Here is a 16,025-nt window from a genome sequence, read left to right on the forward strand (position 1 = left end):
AAACCGGCCGGCGTGATGCCGGCCGGGTCTTCACAATGGATGCTGCTCAGGCGATGCCGCCGAGGCAGACATATTTGACTTCCATGAACTCCTCGATGCCGTATTTCGAGCCTTCGCGGCCGACACCGGACAGCTTGACACCACCGAAGGGCGCTTCCGCCGTGGAGATCAGGCCGGTATTGACGCCCACCATGCCATATTCCAGCGCTTCGGCGACGCGGAAGACGCGCGACAGTTCCTTGGCGTAGAAATAGGAGGCGAGGCCGAATTCCGTGTCGTTCGCCTGGGCGATGACGTCGTCCTCGTCCTGGAAGCGGAAGAGCGGCGCGACCGGTCCAAAAGTCTCTTCGCGGGCGACAGCCATGTCCGTCGTCACGTCGGCGATGACGGTGGCTTCATAGAAGGTGCCGCCGAGCGCATGGCGCTTGCCGCCCTGCACGACCCGGCCGCCCTTCTTCAGCGCGTCGGAAACGTGTTCCTCGACCTTTTCCAGCGCCGACTGGTCGATCAGCGGGCCGAGCACCACGCCCTCGTCGAAGCCGTTGCCGGTCTTCAGCTTGCCGACGGCGGTGGCGAGCTTTTCGGAGAAGGCGTCATAGACCGCATCCTGCACATAGATGCGGTTGGCGCAGACGCAGGTCTGGCCGTTGTTGCGGAATTTGGCGATCAGCGCGCCTTCGACCGCCGCGTCGAGGTCCGCATCGTCGAAGACGATGAAGGGCGCGTTGCCGCCGAGTTCGAGGCCGAGCTTCTTGATGGTCGGGGCGCACTGCTTGTAGAGTTCGGCGCCGATTTCCGTCGAGCCGGTGAAGGTGAGCTTGCGCACGATCGGGTTGGCGGTCATCTCCGCGCCGATCTCGCGGGCCGAACCCGTGATGACGCTGAACAGGCCGGCGGGCAGGCCGGCGCGTTCTGCGAGGATGGCGATGGCGATGGCGGAAAACGGCGTCTGCGAGGCGGGCTTCAGCACCATGGCGCAGCCTGCGGCGAAGGCCGGGCCTGCCTTACGGGTGATCATGGCATTCGGGAAATTCCAGGGCGTGATCGCCGTGACGACGCCGATCGGCTGCTTCATCACCAGGAGGCGCTTGTCCTTCTGGTGGCCGGGAATGATGTCGCCATAGACGCGGCGCGCCTCTTCGGCGAACCACTCGACGAAGCTCGCACCATAGACGATTTCGCCGGTGGCTTCCGCCAGCGGCTTGCCCTGTTCCATCGTCAGGATACGGCCGAGATCGTCCTTGTTCTCGATCATCAGGTCGAACCACTTGCGCAGCACGGCCGAGCGTTCCTTGGCGGTGCGGGCGGCCCAGCCCTTCTGGGCGGCAGCGGCGGCGTCGATCGCTTCCTTCGTCTCCTTCGCGCCCAGTTTCGGCACGTAGCCGACGAGTTCGCCGGTCGCGGGGTTCTTCACCGCTATGCCGCTCGAATCCGCTTCGATCCAGCGGGTGCCCACCAGGGCTGCCTGGCGAAGCAGGCTCGGGTCTTTGAAGCTCATCGGATATCTCCCATTTCGCGATGCCGTTTTGGACGTGTTCGCCAAGCGTTATATTGCCTCCGCCCCCCGTTCGACAATGCGACAGAGAGGTGATTTTACCGCTTCGCGCCGGCGGGCGCCGGGTCTAGAGTTGCCCCGGAAAAAACCCACATTCGAGGACTGCAATGACTGAAAAGACCGGCCGCACCGCGGATCACGCCATCGACCCCATTTTCCTCGACCGCTGGTCGCCGCGCGCCTTCACCGGCGAGGCCATGCCGCAGGAGACGCTGCTGTCCCTGTTCGAGGCGGCGCGCTGGGCGCCCTCGGCCGCCAACGGCCAGCCCTGGCGCTTCGTCTACGGCCATCGCGGCACCGAGGCCTTCGAGACGATCTACCAGACGCTCGACGAGGGCAACCGCCGCTGGGCGGACAAGGCCGCGGTACTCGCCGTGATCATCTCCCAGACCCACCGCAAGAATGCCGACGGCGAAATGCGCCCGGCCTATACCCATGCCTTCGATACGGGGGCTGCCTGGGCCTATCTCGCCCTCCAGGCCATCCACGCCGGCTATCACGCCCACGGCATGGGCGGCATCGACCGCGCGAAGGCCATGGACGTTCTGGGTGTTCCGGAAGGTTTTCGCGTGGAGGCGGCGGTCGCCATCGGCAAGATCGCGCCGAAGGAGACGCTGCCGGAGGACCTGATGAAGCGCGAGGTGCCGAGCGGGCGCAAGCCGGTCGAAGAGTTCATTTCCGAAGGCCGGTTTTCCGCCTGACCCCGAAAATGAAAGAGCCGCCTTTCGGCGGCTCTTTAGGGATCAGATGTCGAGGTTGGCGACGCTCAGCGCATTTTCCTGGATAAAGTCGCGGCGCGGCTCTACCTCGTCGCCCATGAGACGGGCGAAGAGGCCGTCGGCATCCGTCGCATCCGGAACCCTGACCTGCAGGAGCGAGCGGACGTTCGGGTCGAGCGTCGTTTCCCAGAGCTGCTCGGCATTCATCTCGCCGAGACCCTTGTAGCGCTGCATCGACAGGCCCTTGCGGCCGGCGGCGAAGACGGCGTCGAGAAGGGCGCGCGGACCGGTGATTTCCACCTGGCCGTCCTTGCGGCGCAACACCGGCTGCACCGTGTAGGTGTCCAGGAAGCGCGCCGAGAGCTGGTCGATGTGGCGGGCATCGGCCGAGCCGATCAGCGCCATGTCGATATGGGCGAATTCCTTGACGCCGCGCACCATGCGCTCGAAGCGGAGGCCACCATCCGTCGCGACCGAGCCGGTCCAGCCGCGTTCGGTCTCCTCGGCGATCAGGTCGAGGCGGCGGGCCACCTCCTGCGCCTTGGCGGCAAAAGCGTCGCGGTCATGGCTGAGTTCGAGGTTCAACGCCCCGGTAATCGCCGCCTGTTCGACGATCGAGCGGCTGTAGCGCGAATGCAGGCCGTCGATCAGCGTGCGCAGGCGCAGCGCATCCTGGATCAGCTCGCGGATATCCTGGCCGGCACGCACCTCGCCGGAGCCAAGCTCAAGCGTCGCATCGTCGAGGCCCGCATTGATCAGGTACTCTTCCAGCGCCTTCTCGTCCTTCAGGTACTGGCTCGATTTGCCGCGCGCCACCTTATAGAGCGGCGGCTGGGCGATGTAGAGGTGGCCGCGCTCGATCAGCTCCGGCATCTGCCGGAAGAAGAAGGTGAGCAGCAGGGTGCGGATATGGGCGCCGTCGACGTCGGCGTCCGTCATGATGATGATCTTGTGGTAGCGCAGCTTGTCGGCGTTGAACTCGTCCTTGCCGATCGACGTGCCGAGCGCGGTGATCAGCGTGCCGATTTCCTGGCTGGACAGCATCTTGTCGAAACGCGCGCGCTCGACGTTCAGGATTTTTCCGCGCAGAGGGAGAATGGCCTGGTTTTCGCGCGAGCGGCCCTGCTTGGCCGAACCGCCGGCCGAATCACCCTCGACGAGGAAGACCTCCGACTTTGCCGGGTCGCGCTCGGAGCAGTCGGCGAGCTTGCCGGGCAGCGACGAGATGTCGAGCGCGCCCTTGCGCCGCGTCAGTTCGCGGGCCTTGCGCGCGGCTTCGCGGGCGGCGGCTGCTTCCACAACCTTGCCGACGAGGATTTTCGCGTCCGACGGATGTTCCTCGAACCAGGTGGAGAGCGCCTCGTTGACGAGGTTTTCGACAACCGGGCGAACCTCGGACGAGACGAGCTTGTCCTTGGTCTGCGAGGAGAACTTCGGGTCCGGCACCTTGACCGACAGCACCGCCGTCAGGCCTTCGCGGCAATCCTCGCCCTGCAGCGTCACCTTCTCGCGCTTCATGATGCCGGACGTATCGGCATAGGAAACGACCTGGCGGGTCAGCGCGCCGCGGAAGCCCGCCATATGCGTGCCGCCGTCGCGCTGCGGGATGTTGTTGGTGAAGCAGAGCACGTTCTCGTGGTAGCTGTCGTTCCACCACATGGCCACTTCGACGGTGATGCCGTCCTTTTCGCCGCGGATGGCGATGGGCTTGGAGACCAGCGACTTCTTGGCGCGGTCGAGATAGTGCACGAAGGCTTCCAGGCCGCCCTCATACATCAGTTCGTCCTGCTTGATATCCGAGTGGCGGCGATCGGTGAGCAGGATGCGCACGCCGGAATTCAGGAAGGCGAGTTCGCGCAGGCGGTGTTCCAGCGTCGAATAGACGAATTCGATGTTGGTGAACGTGTCCGACGAGGGCAGGAAGGTCACTTCCGTGCCGGTCTCGTCGCCGCATTCGCCGGTCACCACCAGCGGGCTGTCGGACACGCCATGGGTAAAACTCATCTCGTGGATTTTTCCCGCGCGACGGATCTTCAGCTTCAGCTTGACGGACAGCGCATTCACCACGGAAACGCCCACGCCGTGCAGGCCGCCCGAAACCTTGTAGGAATTCTGGTCGAACTTACCGCCGGCATGGAGCTGGGTCATGATGACCTCGGCCGCCGAAACGCCCTCTTCCTTGTGGATGTCGGTCGGGATGCCGCGGCCGTTGTCGGTTACCGTCACGGAACCGTCCGCATTCAGCGTGACGGTCACGATATCCGCATGGCCGGCCAGCGCCTCGTCGATCGCGTTGTCGACGACTTCGTAGACCATGTGATGCAGACCCGAACCGTCATCCGTGTCACCGATATACATGCCCGGGCGCTTGCGCACCGCATCAAGCCCCTTCAGGACCTTGATCGAATCTGCGCCATACTCGGCCGGGCCGTTTTCGGTCTCGGGTGTGTCAGTCATTCAGAAGTCTTTCCAGGTTGTCGCGGAAGGCGGGAAGCGCGGCGAATCACGGCTTTCCGGATCTTGCGAATATAGGGATTTTGCCCTGAAGTTCCAAATCAGAGAGGGGGTAAACACGGCAGAATTCAGGGGATCAACGGGGTTTTGCCCGGGAATTGCATGCTTTTTCGAGAATGCCAGCGAGGCGACGCACCGTCTCGGGCGGCAGGCTGCCGATTTCAGCCGAAAGCCGGTTGGCAAAGGCCGTATATTCCGGCGGAAGGCCGGCCGTATCGACCACGACGCGTGGGTCGGAAATCTGCGCAATGCGGAAAAGTTCTTCCGCCTCGTCCCAGATCACGTTGAAATAACCGGCGACGCGCTGGAGGAAATCGAAGCTCGGCGTTCCGCGCCGTCCATGCTCCAGCGCCGAAAGATAGGCCGGACTGACGCCGAGCGCCAGCGCCATCTCCTTCTGCGAGACGCCCTTGCGGTCACGCAGGTGCCGCACGGCCTTGCCGAAAGGTGTCGTCATCGCTTCTCCCCCGGATGACGGGCAAGGCGCACATAGAGCGCGCCCTCGCCGCCATGGTTGCGCGCCGCCGGCTCGTAGGAGGAGATCAGCGGACGGAACTCCGGCAGCGAAAACCACAGAGGCACCGCGCGCTTCAAGGCACCGTCGCTGCCGAGCGAGGTGCCCTTGCCGGTGATGACCAGCACATGGCGCAGGCCCCGCTCATGCGCCTTGATGAGGAAGCCGAGCAGGAAGCCGTGCGCCTCGCTCTGGATCATGCCGTGCAGGTCGATGCGCGCTTCCAGTGCCAGATGTCCCTTGGCGATCTTGCGCTTGACCGGGCGCTCCATCGGGTGGTGCCGGACCTCCTTGTCGCGCGACGGGGTGAGCGCGATGCCGTCGGCCGCCCTGCCGGGCTTCTTCTTCGGTTCCGGCTCCGGCGGCTTCTGCGCCCCGGGCTTTTCGACAAAGGCCGCCTCGAACTCCGTCAAGGCATCGAGCTTGCCCGGCATTGCCCGCGTGCTGCGCGCCACCTTGCCCCAGAGGATGCGGTCTTCGCTGGAGAGCGCCTTATCCTTCGGCATGGAGGTATCTCTCCGCCGCCGCCCTGGGGATGAGGATGTGGAAGGTCGCGGCATTGCGGACATGGCCCGCCAGCGCCCCCGCCGCATCGCCCGAGCCGGTGAAAATATCGCCGCGCGCCGGGCCGACGATCGCGGTGCCGGTATCGAGCGCCAGCATCAGCCGCCGGAAGGGTTTGCCGCCGTCCATATGGGTGAGGCTGTCGCTCGACAGGAAGAAGGGCAGGCCGAAGGTGTGGATCAGCCGATCCACCGCCAGCGAGCGGCCGGCGACGAGCGGCACCTTGGCGGCGGCGATCGGCCCGAGCGACGGATCGTCGACCGCGGCTTCCTTGAAGAAGATGAAGGAGCGGTTGTGCCACAGTACCTCGTCCACCTGATCCTCATGCCGCGCCAGCCAGTCGCGGATCGAGGCCATGGAGACGGTGGCCGCGTCGATTTCGCCGCGATCGATCAGGAGCTTGCCGATCGGCGAGAAAGGATGGCCCGACTTGCCCGCATAGGTGATGCGCTTCATCGCGCCGTCCGGATAGACGAGACGGGCAGCACCCTGCACATGGGCGAAGAACACATCCACCTTGGAGCGCGCATAGGCGATTTCCAGCCCGCGGCCGGCGAGGTAGCCGCGCTCGATCTCGCCGCGATCCGGATGCTCGACGATCTCTCCGCCCTTTTGCAGCCCAAATGCAAAACCCGGCGCGAAACCGGCCGGGCGATTGGCGTCGTCGATATCGATCAGGTCGTCCGGCCGGGCATAGAAGGGATAGCGGTATTCCGCATCCGGCGCGGCGCGCACCGCCACTTCCGGCTCGTAGAAGGCGGTGACGAAACCGGGGGAGCCATCCGCCTTCTCGATCAGGAACGGCACGCAATGCGCCTCGAAGAAAGCGCGCACCGCCGCCGCACCCTCCGGCTTTTCCGCCGCTGCTGCATCCAGCAACACCAAAAGCTCGCCGGCGGTGATGCCGAGCGAGCCTGTCTTGTAGGGTTTTACGGTACGGATGTGGTCACGACAGCGGCCCATCGCCGCCATCAGCGGCGTCGGGTCGTCCTCGTCCCAGCCGGGAAGCGCCGAAAACCGGGCCGGAACCAGGCGATACTCCATGGCTTGGCCCCGCTCAGCCTTCCGATTCGGTGGCGATCAGCTTCCAGTTCGGGTCGCGCGAGCGGATATCGCGGGCGAAGGTCCAGAGGTCGTTGACCTCGGCCACCGTCTCCGCATCGCCTTCGACCAGCGCACCCGATTTGTCATAGGTGGCGGAAATCAACTGGCTGATGATGCGCAGCGTCACGTTGACTTCGCTGTCCTTGACCTCGGCGCTGACGATATCGGCCTTCTCGATGCCGACGAAGCTGGAGCGCACGACCTCGCCCTTGCTCTCGCGTTCCGAGATGGCGGCGTCGAAACCCTCGTAGACTTCGCGCGACAGCAGGTTCTTCAGCGCCTTGCGGTCGCCGTCGGCAAAAGCGACGACGATCATCTCATAGGCCATGCGGGCGCCATTGACGAATTCCTTCGGGTTGAAGGAAGGATCGACCTTGACCACCGAGCGCAGCTGCTCGTTGAGGGGCGTGCCGGGGGCGGCAAAGCCATCGACGGAGGCGTAGGGATTTTCCTCTTCGTCCGAGCCATCGCGCCGCGGCAGCGTGACCACCTTGCCGCGATCGGCCGAATCAGCCTCGCTGACGGTCTCGCGCTTGGAGTACGGATCGAACGGCGGGCGCTCGCTGCCGGTACGCCGGCCGAGCACGCTGCGCAGCTGCAGGAAGATGACAACCGCAGCCACCAGGAAGAAAATCGTTACAAAGTCGAATGAGCCCATTATCGATCCGCAGCCGTTTTGGTTTTTCTTGTTCCTTCCCCATATAGTCCGCAAAGACCGATCATTCAAATGGCGATGACGTGAAAGCGGCCGAAACCGTGCCGCCAGTATCGGCACGCGCGAATCTGTGCGAGATTACGGGGCATGCTGAGACTTCTTATTCCTTTCTTCATTCTTCTGCTGCCGCTCGCGGAGATCGCCTGTTTCATTCTGGTCGGGCGGCGGATCGGGCTTTTTTCCACCCTGTCGCTGGTCGTACTGTCGGCCGTCGTCGGCATCGTTTTGATGCGCATCCAGGGTTTCGGCGTGCTGACACGGCTGCGGCAATCGGCACAGACCGGCCGCGCGCCCGGCAAGGAGCTGCTCGACGGGGCGATGATCGTCGTTGCCGGCATCCTGCTTTTGATCCCCGGCTTCCTCACCGATATCGTCGGCCTCGCGCTGTTCCTGCCGCCGGTGCGCACCTTTCTCTGGAACCGGCTGATGCGCAACGTCGTCGTGGTCGATATCGGCGGCGCGCGGCAAGATACCCGGCCAGACAACCGGCCGAAAACCGGCCCGCAGCGCACGATCGATCTCGACGAAACGGACTTCCAGCGCGACGACCGGCCCTGAGGGCAAAGGGCGGGCGGGCGGAAGGCCCAGGGTTGTAAGGCCGGGGCTGAAATGCTAGATGGCCTGACTTTCCAGAGTCCCCGAGGATCTTTCCATGACCGACGCAGCAACCGAGAACAACGCCGCGAGCCCCTCGCTCAACATCCTGGCGCAGTATGTGAAGGACTTCTCCTTCGAAAACCCCGGTGCACCGCGGTCGCTCCAGGCCCGTGACAAGGCCCCGGCGATCAATATCAGCGTCAACGTCAATGCCAACCCGATGTCGGAAACGGACTTCGACGTCATCCTCTCGCTGAACGCAGAGGCCAAGGACGGCGACAAGATGCTGTTCAACGCCGAGCTCGCCTATGGCGGCGTCTTCCGCGTCACCGGCTTCCCGCAGGAACACATGCTGCCGGTGCTCTTCATCGAGTGCCCGCGCCTGCTCTTCCCCTTCGCCCGCCAGATCATCTCCGACGCGACCCGCAACGGCGGCTTCCCGCCGCTGATGATCGACCCGATCGATTTCGCACAGATGTTCACCCAGCGCATGGCCGAAGAACAGGTCAAGGCGAAGGTTCAGGCCAACTAAGGCCCCATCGACTTCAAAGGAAAAACCCCCGGCTACCCAGTGGCCGGGGGTTTTTCTTTGCCGAGTTTCTTTTGATTCGCTTTGGCTTCAGGCTTCGTATTTCGCCCAGATCGCCTTGTCGCGCATCGTGGCGACCATGGCCGCATGGGCGGCGCGCTCTTCCTCGGTCAACCTTGGGGCCAGCGGCTTCGGCCGCACGCCGAGCGGCTGGATGACCTCGTCTTCCGTCTCGACAAGCGTCTTGCGGCCGCTTTCCGCCGAGCCGAGGCCAAGGGCCGCCTGCCGGCCGCCGATCATCTCGATATAGACTTCGGCCAGCAGTTCGGAGTCGAGCAGCGCGCCGTGGCGCGTGCGGTGCGAATTGTCGATGCCGTAGCGCCGGCAGAGCGCATCGAGCGAGTTCGGCCCCATCGGGTGTTTCCGGCGCGCCAGCGCCAGCGTGTCCGTCACCCGCTCCTGCAGGATCGGCGGCCGGCCGAGCCGGTCGAGCTCGGCATTGATAAAGCCCATGTCGAAGTTGGCATTGTGCGCCACCCAGCGGGCCTCGCCGAAGAAGTCCAGGATCGCCTCCACAACGTCGGCGAAGACCGGCTTGTCCTTCAGCGATTCGTCCGTGATGCCGTGCACCGCGAGTGCATCGGGATGGACCTTGCGGTCGCCGGGATTGACATAGAGGTGCAGGGTCTTGCCGGTCGGGAAATGGTTTTCCAGTTCGACGCCGCCGATTTCGATGACGCGGTCGAGCTTGCTGTCGAGGCCGGTCGTTTCCGTATCGAAGATGATCTCGCGCATCAGTGCCGTTCCTTCAGGGTATTGATTACCTCTTCCACCTGTTTGCGCGCCGCTTCAAGCCCCCCGTCCGTATGGATGAGGAAATCGGCGCGGAGGCGCTTTTCCGCATCCGGCATCTGCCGCGACAGGATGAGCGCGAACTTTTCCTCCGTCATGCCGGGGCGGGCGAGCACGCGCTGGCGCTGGGTCTCCGGATCGCAGGTCACGACGACGACCTTGTCGACCCGCGCCTCGCCGCCCGTTTCGTAGAGCAGCGGGATATCGAGCAGGACGAGCGCCGAGCCTTTCTGCCGCTCGGCATCGAGAAAGGCCTTTTCCCGCGCCCGCACCAGCGGATGGATGATCGCTTCCAGCTCGCGGAACCGCTCGGGCGATTGCGCCAGAACCGCAGAGAGCGCCTTGCGGTCGATGGCCCCATCCTTCAGTGCTTCCGGAAAATGCGCGGCGACGGGGGCGACGGCCTCGCTTCGATAGAGGTCGTGCACCGTCGCATCCGCATCGTGCACCGGCACGCCGAGATCATGGAACATCGCCGCGGTCGTCGACTTGCCCGTGCCGATCGATCCTGTGAGGCCGAGCACGATCATGCATGCGTCTCCATGTCGGCAAGGATCAGCCGGCGCAGCGCCGCATCGACGACGGGCCGCGTGCCGAACCATTTTTCAAAGCCGGGCGCCGCCTGGTGCAGCAACATGCCGAGACCATCCACCGTGGCAAAACCCTGCTCCGCCGCCTGGCGAAGGATCGGCGTGATCAGGGGCACATAGACGATATCCGTCACCACCGCTCCGCCTGCCAGCGGCGAGAAGTCGAAATCCGGCGCCGCCTCGCCGTCCATGCCGAGCGAGGTCGTGTTGACGAACAACCCGGCGCCCGTCGAGACTTCGGCCAAAGCCGGCATGGCATGGGCGTGCACCTTCGGCCCGAAACGGGCGGCCAGCTCCTCAGCGCGCTCGACGGTGCGGTTCACCACATGGATTTCGCCGACACCCCGGTCACGCACCGCCTGGATGATCGCCCGGCTGGCGCCACCCGCACCCAGAATGACGGCCCGGTCCGTCCTGTCCCAACCCGGCGCCGTCGCATCGAGATTGGCAAGGAAACCAAAGCCGTCCGTGTTGGTGGCATGCAGCGCGCCCTCCTCGAGCCAGAGCGTGTTCGAGGCGCCGAGTTCCTCGCTCAACGCATCCGGCTTGTCGGCCAGGCGAAACGCCAGCTCCTTGTGCGGGATGGTCACGTTACCGCCAACGAAGCCGGATTCACCGCTTTTCAACCGGGATAGGAAGCCGGCAAAATCCTCCGGCTTCACTTCCTGCCGCGTATACGAGCCCGCCAAACCCAGCGTTTCCAGCCAGTACCCGTGGATCAGCGGCGAGCGGGAATGTTTGACCGGATAGCCGGTGACGAAGGCATGGCGGGTGAATGTTTCACGTGAATCATGCATCGATGGCACCGAGTTCGCGAAGTTTAGCCAGCAACGGAAGCAGTGGCAGGCCGAGAATGGTGAAATAATCGCCGTCAATCCGCTCGAAAAGCTGCACGCCCTCCCCTTCGAGCTGATAGGCGCCGACGCTCGCCAGAACCCGCTCGCCGACCCGCCCAAGATGACGATCGATAAAAGGCGCCGACAGCGGACGCATCGTGAGATGCGCGATGGAGACATGGCTCCAGAGGGTTTGACCATCCCGCACCAGCGCGATGCCGCAGTTCAGGGCATGGGTGCGCCCGGACATGGCCGTCAGATGCGACGTCGCCTCGGCCATATCCGCCGGCTTGTGAAACACCCGGCCGTCAAGCGAAAGCGTCTGGTCCGAACCGATGACGAGAGCGCCCGGACAGCGGCGCGCGACATCCTGCGCCTTTTCGATCGCCAGCGCCTCGGCGACCTGGGGCGGTGTGGGATTGCGCACGGCGAGCGCGGCTTCCACCGCACGCTCGTCGATCTCGGCCGCCCGCGTTTCGAAGGCCAGCCCGGCATTCTCCATCAGCATGCGCCGGAAGGGACTTTGCGAGGCGAGGATCAGCGGCGTCATCGAGAGATCTCCATTGTGCGCCCCGCGTTAGCGGAGCTTGGGCCGAAGAGCAACGATGGCCGCCGCGGTTTCCTCGATCGAGCGGCGGGTGACATCGATGATCGGCCAGTTGTTGCGCGTGCAGAGCGCGCGCGCAAATTTCAGCTCTTCGGAAATCTGCGCCCGGTCGACATAATCCTCGCCGCGAAAACCCTGCGCCTGGCCGAGCACCCGGTTCTGCCGCACCTGGGAAATCCGGTCCGTCGTGGCGATCAGGCCGACGATCAACGGCTTGGTCGCGCTCGACAGCCGGTCCGGCAGCGGCACGCCCAGCACGATCGGCACATTCGCCGTCTTGATGCCGCGGTTGGCGAGATAGATGCTCGTCGGCGTCTTCGACGTCCGGCTGATGCCGACAAGAATGACGTCCGCCTCGTCCAGATCGGCCGGCAATTGCCCGTCGTCGTGGTCCATCGTGAAATTCAGTGCATCGATGCGCGCGAAATAATCCGCGTCCATTACATGCTGCGCGCCCACCCGGCGCCGCGACGGCGCACCGAGATAGGACTGGAACAGATCGATCACCGGTTCCAGCACGGAGACGCAGGGCACGCCCATCTCCCGGCAGCGCTGGTCGATGATCTGCGACAGGTCCCGGTCGACGATCGTGTAGAGCACGATGCCCGGCGCGCCATCGATGGCATCGAGCACGGGCATGAGCTGCTTGCGGTTGCGGATCAGCGGATAGACATGTTCGAGCGCCTGCGAGGACTGGAACTGCGCCGCCACCGCGCGCCCGGCCGCAATAAGAGTCTCGCCCGTCGAGTCCGAAATCAGGTGGAGATGGAAGTAGTTTTTGGTGCTTTCCACAATATCCTCCGCCCCCTGTTGATGAACCGGGACAGCCAGGAGCTAAGAACGGGAGGGGTCCGGAGGCAAGAGGACAAGTGCCGATTTATCCACAAATGGCGCAAAGGGGGAGAGGGATCGGACGGCCATGTGGATAAGACTCACCGACGGGCAAAGTGTCGCGCTTCTCCACAACTCATCCACAGGAAGGCTTTTTCGAGCGCCGCCAGATCGTTTTGATTCTATGAACGGAATCCGGTTTTCCCTGTTTTGCCGCCGAAAACATCGTACAGCCACGAACTTTTCCGGTGCCTGTGTGCGGAAGTCGGCTTCCTGTGGAGAGGATTTAATCCTTGATAGTCACCGACTCTAAGAAATAGAAACCTTCTTAAAAGAGATTATTTCTTTATTGGGAGAACCCTGCGGTGTCAGTGAAAAGCCGGAAGATCGTCGATGTGCTGAATGGCAAGACGGTCTCTCCCCCTCCCCTCTGGCTAATGCGCCAGGCTGGGCGTTACCTGCCGGAATATCGAGAAGTGCGCGCACGGGCAGGGAGTTTCCTCGATCTCTGTTATTCGCCGGAGCTGGCAACGGAGGTGACGCTCCAGCCGATCCGGCGCTACGGCTTCGATGCGGCGATCCTGTTTTCCGATATCCTCGTCATTCCGGATGCGTTGAAGCGCAATGTCCGCTTCGAAGAGGGCCACGGCCCGCGGCTCGATCCGATCGACGTCGATGGCATCCTGGCCCTGAAGGGCGACACTGTCGCAAATCACCTGCAGCCGGTCATGGACGCGGTCTCTCGCATCCGAGGGGCCCTGCCCGAGGAAACGGCGCTGCTCGGCTTCTGCGGCGCCCCCTGGACCGTTGCGACCTACATGATCGCCGGTCATGGCACGCCCGATCAGGCGCCGGCCCGGCTTTTCGCTTATCGCGAGCCGCGCGCCTTCGCACGCCTGCTCGACGTGCTTGCGGAACTCTCGGCCGATTATCTGGTCGCCCAGATCGATGCCGGCGCCGATGCGGTGCAGATATTCGATTCCTGGGCCGGTGTTCTCGGCGAGCGGGAATTCGCCGATTTCGCCGTGCGCCCGGTGCAGCGGATCATCGCTTCGGTCAAAGCCCGCCGCCCACAGGCCAAGATCATCGCGTTTGCCAAGGGTGCCGGCCTGCTCCTGAAATCCTACCGGCAGCAGACCGGCGCGGACGCCATCGGCCTCGACTGGTCGGTGCCGCTTTCCGTCGCCGCCGAATTGCAGAAGGACGGCCCCGTCCAGGGCAATCTCGATCCGATGCGGGTCGTTGCCGGCGGTGCGGCGCTTGACGACGGCATCGACGCCATCCTGCAAGCCCTCGGAAACGGCCCGCTGATCTTCAATCTCGGCCATGGCATCACGCCGCAGGCGGATCCCGAAAACGTCGCCCGCCTCGTGGCGCGGGTGCGTGGAGAAGCCCGGTGAGTGAGAAGCAGACGGGCGAGAGCGCCGGGCGCCGCGCGCGGCTGCGCGCCGCCGTCGCGCTGACGCTTTTCGCCCTGCTAGCGGTCGTCCTGATTGCCTATCCGCCGGATGATCTCTACCTGTGGATCAAGGCGCTGCATATCATCGCCGTCATCTCCTGGATGTCGGGCCTGCTCTACCTGCCGCGCCTCTTCGTCTACCACACCGATGCGCCCGCCGGTTCCGCCCAGTCGGAAACCTTCAAGGTGATGGAACGGCGGCTCTACCGGGTCATCATGCAGCCCGCGATGGGCCTTGCCTGGCTGCTCGGCCTCTATCTCGCCTGGTCGGTTTACGGTTTCCAGGGCGGCTGGCTGCATGCCAAGCTCGCCTTCGTCGTGCTCCTGACCGGCGTCCACCAATATTACGGCCGCGCCGTAAAGGCCTTCGCCGAAGACCGCAACACCAAGACCGGCCGGCAGTGGCGGTTCTGGAACGAGGCGCCGGCGCTCCTGATGATCCTCATCGTCGTGCTCGTCGTCGTCAAACCGTTCTGAGGCCGTCTGCAACAAAACCGACGAAATTCCCAAGCCCCCTTGCGAGCATCGACCGGAACAGCTATTTTCCGCGCATCTCATCTCTCGTGGCATGTGACTTCGTTCAGTGGACTGCACCGGACCCCGCGCAGTTCGTCCTTGACCCGCACGCCTTTTCCCATCCCGACGACCACCAGCATGGACCATTCATGGCCGAAATGAAGCTACAAGACCTCAAGAACAAGACTCCGACCGATCTCCTCGCCTTTGCCGAATCGCTTGAGGTCGAAAACGCGAGCACGATGCGCAAACAGGAATTGATGTTTGCCATCCTGAAGATGCTGGCCGAGCAAGAGGTCGAAATCATCGGCGAAGGCGTCGTGGAAGTGCTGCAGGACGGTTTTGGCTTCCTGCGCTCCGCCAATGCGAATTATCTGCCGGGTCCGGACGATATCTACATCTCGCCCTCCCAGATCCGCCGATTCTCGTTGAAGACCGGCGATACGGTCGAAGGCCCGATCCGCGGCCCCAAGGAAGGCGAACGTTATTTCGCGCTGCTCAAGGTCAACACGATCAATTTCGACGATCCGGAAAAGATCCGTCACAAGGTGCATTTCGACAACCTGACGCCGCTCTACCCGAACGAGCGCTTCAAGATGGAACTCGAAATTCCGACCTCGAAGGACCTCTCGCCGCGCGTCATCGATCTCGTGGCACCGCTCGGCAAGGGCCAGCGCGGCCTGATCGTCGCGCCGCCGCGCACGGGTAAGACGGTTCTCCTGCAGAACATCGCCCATTCCATCACGGCAAACCATCCGGAGTGTTATCTCATCGTGCTGCTCATCGACGAGCGGCCGGAAGAAGTGACGGACATGCAGCGCTCGGTGAAGGGCGAGGTCGTCTCCTCGACCTTCGACGAACCCGCGACGCGCCACGTCCAGGTCGCCGAAATGGTCATCGAAAAGGCAAAGCGCCTCGTCGAACACGGCCGTGACGTCGTCATCCTGCTCGATTCGATCACCCGCCTCGGCCGCGCCTACAACACGGTCGTTCCGTCGTCGGGTAAGGTCCTGACTGGCGGTGTCGACGCCAACGCCCTGCAACGCCCGAAGCGCTTCTTTGGCGCCGCCCGTAATATCGAGGAGGGCGGCTCGCTGACGATCATCGCGACCGCGCTGATTGACACCGGCAGCCGCATGGACGAAGTGATCTTCGAAGAGTTCAAGGGCACCGGCAACTCGGAAATCGTGCTGGACCGCAAGGTCGCCGACAAGCGCATCTTCCCGGCAATGGACATTCTCAAGTCCGGCACCCGCAAGGAAGACCTGCTCGTTCCGCGCCAGGACCTCCAGAAGATCTTCGTTCTCCGCCGCATCCTTTCCCCAATGGGCACCACGGATGCGATCGAGTTCCTGATCGACAAGCTGAAGCAGACGAAGAGCAACGGCGATTTCTTCGACTCGATGAACACCTAATTCGGTCTTCATTTTCGCTTAACCGCATGGTCCCGTTGCAAGACGGGACCATTTTCGTTTCACGAGAGAAAATCGATTCTTTCCCGAAACAGAAGAATCGATTCGTAC

General features: G+C 63.7%; 17 protein-coding genes. 6 read left to right on the top strand and 11 right to left on the bottom strand.

The annotated features are described in order from the left end of the window. Nucleotides 1–46: 46 nt before the first annotated feature. On the bottom strand, nt 47–1,498 hold the full coding sequence (gene gabD, locus AC1RWL_RS16500; RefSeq protein ID WP_493095585.1) for an NADP-dependent succinate-semialdehyde dehydrogenase: 1,452 nt from the start codon (nt 1,496–1,498) through the stop codon (nt 47–49). Between the two features lie 164 nt (nt 1,499–1,662). Between gabD and AC1RWL_RS16505 the strand changes: the two genes are divergently transcribed. Continuing rightward, a complete protein-coding gene (locus AC1RWL_RS16505) occupies nt 1,663–2,256 on the top strand; it encodes a nitroreductase family protein (protein WP_493095584.1) in 594 nt (197 codons plus the stop codon). A 42-nt stretch (nt 2,257–2,298) separates the two neighbouring features. Here the strand turns inward: AC1RWL_RS16505 and gyrB are convergent, their stop codons facing one another. From gyrB to AC1RWL_RS16530, 5 genes are all read right to left on the bottom strand, one after another. Beyond that, nucleotides 2,299–4,731, bottom strand: coding sequence for a DNA topoisomerase (ATP-hydrolyzing) subunit B (gyrB, locus tag AC1RWL_RS16510; RefSeq protein WP_493095583.1), 2,433 nt, complete (start codon nt 4,729–4,731; stop codon nt 2,299–2,301). A gap of 133 nt (nt 4,732–4,864) precedes the next feature. Then, complete coding sequence (locus AC1RWL_RS16515; protein ID WP_256120450.1) at nt 4,865–5,245, bottom strand: helix-turn-helix domain-containing protein; 381 nt, start codon at nt 5,243–5,245, stop codon at nt 4,865–4,867. After that, complete coding sequence (locus AC1RWL_RS16520) at nt 5,242–5,808, bottom strand: Smr/MutS family protein (RefSeq protein WP_493095582.1); 567 nt, start codon at nt 5,806–5,808, stop codon at nt 5,242–5,244. The genes AC1RWL_RS16515 and AC1RWL_RS16520 overlap by 4 nt, the downstream gene beginning before the upstream one ends. After that, nucleotides 5,795–6,910, bottom strand: a complete 1,116-nt coding sequence (mltA, locus tag AC1RWL_RS16525; protein WP_493095581.1) for a murein transglycosylase A — start codon at nt 6,908–6,910, stop codon at nt 5,795–5,797. Before mltA ends, AC1RWL_RS16520 begins: the two co-directional genes overlap by 14 nt. A gap of 13 nt (nt 6,911–6,923) precedes the next feature. After that, complete coding sequence (locus AC1RWL_RS16530; RefSeq protein ID WP_256120453.1) at nt 6,924–7,628, bottom strand: Tim44/TimA family putative adaptor protein; 705 nt, start codon at nt 7,626–7,628, stop codon at nt 6,924–6,926. Between the two features lie 144 nt (nt 7,629–7,772). Between AC1RWL_RS16530 and AC1RWL_RS16535 the strand changes: the two genes are divergently transcribed. Further along, complete coding sequence (locus AC1RWL_RS16535; protein ID WP_493095580.1) at nt 7,773–8,243, top strand: FxsA family protein; 471 nt, start codon at nt 7,773–7,775, stop codon at nt 8,241–8,243. 94 nt (nt 8,244–8,337) lie between these two features. After that, nucleotides 8,338–8,814 carry a protein-export chaperone SecB gene (gene secB, locus AC1RWL_RS16540; protein ID WP_256120455.1) on the top strand — a complete coding sequence of 159 codons (477 nt, stop codon included), beginning with the start codon at nt 8,338–8,340 and terminating at the stop codon, nt 8,812–8,814. A gap of 87 nt (nt 8,815–8,901) precedes the next feature. On the opposite strand, the gene dnaQ is transcribed toward secB, so the two are convergent. Genes dnaQ through AC1RWL_RS16565 form a run of 5 tightly spaced genes read right to left on the bottom strand, consistent with a single transcriptional unit; the run spans nt 8,902 to nt 12,488 of the window. Further along, complete coding sequence (dnaQ, locus tag AC1RWL_RS16545; protein WP_493095579.1) at nt 8,902–9,606, bottom strand: DNA polymerase III subunit epsilon; 705 nt, start codon at nt 9,604–9,606, stop codon at nt 8,902–8,904. Next, entirely contained in the window at nt 9,606–10,193 is a 588-nt protein-coding gene (coaE, locus tag AC1RWL_RS16550) for a dephospho-CoA kinase (protein ID WP_493095578.1), read from the bottom strand. The genes dnaQ and coaE overlap by 1 nt, the downstream gene beginning before the upstream one ends. Next, nucleotides 10,190–11,050, bottom strand: coding sequence for a shikimate dehydrogenase (locus tag AC1RWL_RS16555; RefSeq protein ID WP_493095577.1), 861 nt, complete (start codon nt 11,048–11,050; stop codon nt 10,190–10,192). The genes coaE and AC1RWL_RS16555 overlap by 4 nt, the downstream gene beginning before the upstream one ends. Beyond that, on the bottom strand, nt 11,043–11,639 hold the full coding sequence (locus AC1RWL_RS16560) for a Maf-like protein (RefSeq protein ID WP_493095576.1): 597 nt from the start codon (nt 11,637–11,639) through the stop codon (nt 11,043–11,045). The genes AC1RWL_RS16555 and AC1RWL_RS16560 overlap by 8 nt, the downstream gene beginning before the upstream one ends. 27 nt (nt 11,640–11,666) lie before the next feature. After that, nucleotides 11,667–12,488: a pyruvate, water dikinase regulatory protein gene (locus AC1RWL_RS16565; RefSeq protein WP_493095575.1), complete on the bottom strand. Its 822-nt coding sequence runs from the start codon at nt 12,486–12,488 to the stop codon at nt 11,667–11,669. A 404-nt stretch (nt 12,489–12,892) separates the two neighbouring features. On the opposite strand from AC1RWL_RS16565, the gene hemE reads away from it, so the two are divergent. The 3 genes from hemE to rho all read left to right on the top strand — a co-directional run bounded on the left by hemE (nt 12,893) and on the right by rho (nt 15,917). Beyond that, entirely contained in the window at nt 12,893–13,927 is a 1,035-nt protein-coding gene (hemE, locus tag AC1RWL_RS16570) for a uroporphyrinogen decarboxylase (RefSeq protein ID WP_493095574.1), read from the top strand. Further along, the gene (hemJ, locus tag AC1RWL_RS16575) at nt 13,924–14,463 is read left to right on the top strand and encodes a protoporphyrinogen oxidase HemJ (protein ID WP_493095573.1); all 540 of its coding nucleotides are present in this window, start codon (nt 13,924–13,926) and stop codon (nt 14,461–14,463) included. Before hemE ends, hemJ begins: the two co-directional genes overlap by 4 nt. A gap of 188 nt (nt 14,464–14,651) precedes the next feature. Beyond that, a complete protein-coding gene (rho, locus tag AC1RWL_RS16580) occupies nt 14,652–15,917 on the top strand; it encodes a transcription termination factor Rho (protein ID WP_256120463.1) in 1,266 nt (421 codons plus the stop codon). Nucleotides 15,918–16,025: the final 108 nt, after the last annotated feature.

This window comes from Shinella sp. GW821-FHT10F02 (assembly GCF_058809275.1).

Bases quoted from the DNA above. Each gene is read 5' to 3' on its own strand.
- AC1RWL_RS16555 (WP_493095577.1), bottom strand. From the start codon at position 11,050: ATGCATGATTCACGTGAAACATTCACCCGCCATGCCTTCGTCACCGGC.
- secB (WP_256120455.1), top strand. From the start codon at position 8,338: ATGACCGACGCAGCAACCGAGAACAACGCCGCGAGCCCCTCGCTCAAC.
- AC1RWL_RS16535 (WP_493095580.1), top strand. From the start codon at position 7,773: ATGCTGAGACTTCTTATTCCTTTCTTCATTCTTCTGCTGCCGCTCGCG.
- rho (WP_256120463.1), top strand. From the start codon at position 14,652: ATGGCCGAAATGAAGCTACAAGACCTCAAGAACAAGACTCCGACCGAT.
- AC1RWL_RS16520 (WP_493095582.1), bottom strand. From the start codon at position 5,808: ATGCCGAAGGATAAGGCGCTCTCCAGCGAAGACCGCATCCTCTGGGGC.
- gyrB (WP_493095583.1), bottom strand. From the start codon at position 4,731: ATGACTGACACACCCGAGACCGAAAACGGCCCGGCCGAGTATGGCGCA.
- AC1RWL_RS16530 (WP_256120453.1), bottom strand. From the start codon at position 7,628: ATGGGCTCATTCGACTTTGTAACGATTTTCTTCCTGGTGGCTGCGGTT.
- AC1RWL_RS16515 (WP_256120450.1), bottom strand. From the start codon at position 5,245: ATGACGACACCTTTCGGCAAGGCCGTGCGGCACCTGCGTGACCGCAAG.
- coaE (WP_493095578.1), bottom strand. From the start codon at position 10,193: ATGATCGTGCTCGGCCTCACAGGATCGATCGGCACGGGCAAGTCGACG.
- gabD (WP_493095585.1), bottom strand. From the start codon at position 1,498: ATGAGCTTCAAAGACCCGAGCCTGCTTCGCCAGGCAGCCCTGGTGGGC.
- mltA (WP_493095581.1), bottom strand. From the start codon at position 6,910: ATGGAGTATCGCCTGGTTCCGGCCCGGTTTTCGGCGCTTCCCGGCTGG.
- dnaQ (WP_493095579.1), bottom strand. From the start codon at position 9,606: ATGCGCGAGATCATCTTCGATACGGAAACGACCGGCCTCGACAGCAAG.
- AC1RWL_RS16560 (WP_493095576.1), bottom strand. From the start codon at position 11,639: ATGACGCCGCTGATCCTCGCCTCGCAAAGTCCCTTCCGGCGCATGCTG.
- AC1RWL_RS16505 (WP_493095584.1), top strand. From the start codon at position 1,663: ATGACTGAAAAGACCGGCCGCACCGCGGATCACGCCATCGACCCCATT.